This window comes from Kineococcus glutinatus (genome assembly GCF_039542765.1).
GTDB classification, from domain to species: domain Bacteria; phylum Actinomycetota; class Actinomycetes; order Actinomycetales; family Kineococcaceae; genus Kineococcus_A; species Kineococcus_A glutinatus.
Genome location: NZ_BAABIL010000370.1, coordinates 1 through 2,543, shown reverse-complemented (window position 1 = coordinate 2,543; position 2,543 = coordinate 1). Strand labels below are relative to the sequence as shown.

General features: G+C 78.3%; 2 protein-coding genes. Both read right to left on the bottom strand.

What is annotated here, in order from left to right; all coding sequences use genetic code 11:
* Positions 1 to 36 precede the first annotated feature (36 nt).
* Positions 37 to 1,713 (bottom strand): GAF domain-containing sensor histidine kinase, encoded by a 1,677-nt coding sequence (locus tag ABEB16_RS13755; protein WP_345712810.1) that lies wholly within the window; start codon positions 1,711 to 1,713, stop codon positions 37 to 39.
* Positions 1,697 to 2,353, bottom strand: coding sequence for a response regulator (locus ABEB16_RS13750; protein ID WP_345712809.1), 657 nt, complete (start codon positions 2,351 to 2,353; stop codon positions 1,697 to 1,699). The genes ABEB16_RS13755 and ABEB16_RS13750 overlap by 17 nt, the downstream gene beginning before the upstream one ends.
* Positions 2,354 to 2,543: the final 190 nt, after the last annotated feature.

Sequence of the window (2,543 nt, the reverse complement as noted above, 5' to 3'; positions counted from 1 at the left end):
CCGCCGCCGGCGGCCACCGGCAGGGCCGAAGGTCCCTCAGCCGCCCGCCGGGTCCGCGGGCGCGGGGACCGACCAGACCACCCGGGTGCCGCCGGCGGGCCCCGCACCCACCTGCGCCGACCCCCCGTGCGCCCGCGCCCGCGCCGCCATGTTGTCCAGCCCCCCGCGGTGGGCGGCGCCGGTGCCGGCGGCGGGCAGGCCGCGGCCGTCGTCGGCGACGACGAGCCGCACACCGGGGCCGAGGGTCAGCTCCACGTCCACCGCGGAGGCCGCGGCGTGCTTGGCCACGTTGGCCAGCGCCTCGCGCAGCACGGCCAGCACGTCCTGGCGCAGCGGTGCCGGCAGGGCGACCAGCGACCCGCGCACCGTCGAGCGGGGCGCGAACCCCAGGGCACCGGCCGCCGCGACGAGCACCTCGTCCAGGGAGGACGCCTCCCGGCGGGGCCGGTCGCGCAGCTGGAAGATCGAGCGGCGCAGGTCGCCGATGGCCTGGTCGATGTCCTCCACGGCCGCGTCGACGCGGGCGGCGGCGGCGGAACCCGGATCCGCGGCCAGCGCGGCCTGCAGCGACAACCCCACCGCGAACAGCCGCTGGATGACGTGGTCGTGCAGGTCGCGGGCGATGCGGTCGCGGTCCTCCAGCACCGCCACCCGCGCCCGCGCGGCCTGGCTGGCGGCGACCTCGCGGGCCAGCACGAGCTGCTCCAGGAACTGCCGGGCGGTCCCGGCGTCCGGCGCCCCGTCGGGCACGGACTCCCGCCACAGCAGCACCAGGACCGCCGCGAGCCGCTCGCCGATGCGGGCGGGCACGAGCGCGGCGTGCCGGGCCCGCACCCCCAGGGCCGCGGCGTCCACGACCACGGCGTCGGCCAGGTCCCCCGGGTCCGGCAGCCGCAACCCGTCGAGGAGGTCCGCGGGACAGCCCGCCGCGACGGCGTCGGCCGCCACGGCCGGCCCGGTGCCGTCGTCGAGGAGCAGGACGGCCGCGTCCGCGTCCTCGGCCTCCCGGGCGGCGCGCGCCGCGGCGTCCAGCGCGTCCTGCGGGTGACCGGCCCCGGCCAGCACCGCCTGGGCGGTGTCGGCGGCGGCGTCCAGCCACCGGTTGCGCCGCCGGCTGCGGGCGTACAGCCGGGCGTTGACGACGGCCACCGACGCCGCGGCGGCCAGCGCCACCACGACGGCCTCGTCGTCAGCGCTGAACTCCTCGCCGCCTTCCTTCTCGGTGAGGTACAGGTTGCCGAACACGCTGTCCCGCAGCCGGATCGGTACGCCGAGGAACGTCCGCATCGGTGGGTGGTGCGCCGGCAGGCCGCGGGAGCCGGCGTGGCCGGCGAGGTCCGCCAGCCGCAGCGGCTCGGGGTGCTCGATGAGGACGCCGAGCAGGCCGTGCCCCCGCGGCAGCGGGCCGATCGCCGCGCGCTGCTCCTCCGGGATCCCCGCGGTGACGAACTGCTCCAGCTCGCCGTGGGAGTCCAGCACGCCCAGGGCGCCGTAGCGGGCGCCGACCAGGTCGCAGGCCGTCCGCACGATGCGGTCGAGGACGGCGGGCAGCTCCAGGTCGGCGGTGAGCGCGACCACGGCGTCGAGCAGCCCGTTGAGCCGGTCCTGGTGCCGCTGGACCGCCGCCGCCCGCTCGCGCAGCTCCCCGAGCAGGTCGTCCAGGCCCACCGCCCCGAGCCCGGGGAACACCGGGGGCTCAGCTGCCGCCGTCACGGCCCCGCCCGGACAGGGAGGTGGTGAACACCGCGGCCTGGGTGCGGCTGCTCAGCCCGAGCTTCGCGAGCACCTTGGAGACGTAGTTCTTCACCGTCTTCTCCGCCAGGTGCAGCTGCGCACCGATCTGGCGGTTCGTCAGCCCGTCCGCGACCAGGGACAGCACGCGCCGCTCCTGCGGGCTGAGGTCGGCCAGCCGCGGGTCCTGCGCCAGCGGGTCGCGCAGGCGGCGGCGCACCTGCGCCACGGCGGCCTCGTCGACGAGGCTGCCGCCCGCGGCGACGGTGCGGACCGCCTCGACGAGGTCGGTGCCGCGGATCTGCTTGAGCAGGTAGCCGGCGGCCCCGGCGAGCACCGACGCCAGCAGCGCCTCGTCGTCGTCGTAGGAGGTCAGGACGAGGGTCCGCGTCCCGGGGCAGTGGGCGTGCGCGTGGCGGCAGACGTCGACGCCGGAGCCGTCGGGCAGGCGCCCGTCGACGACCGCGACGTCCGGGCGCAGCAGGGTGAGACCGGCCAGGGCCTCGGCGACGGTGCCCGCCTCCCCGACGACGGTGAACCCGGCCGCCGCCTCGAAGACGGCGCGCAACCCGGCGCGCACGACGGCGTGGTCGTCGACGAGGTAGAGGGTGATCGGTTCCACGTGGGCCCTCCGCGCGGCGGTGTCCGGCGCCGGTCACCCTACCCAGCGTCACCCGCCGCGCGAGGCGGATCGGGACCAAGGTCCCCTGGCGGCCGGCGGGGTGCGACGGGCAGGCTGGCCGCGCCGACGCACCCGCGCCCCGGAGGGATCCGCACGTGACCGCTGACGTCAGCACCCCCGTCCACGCCCC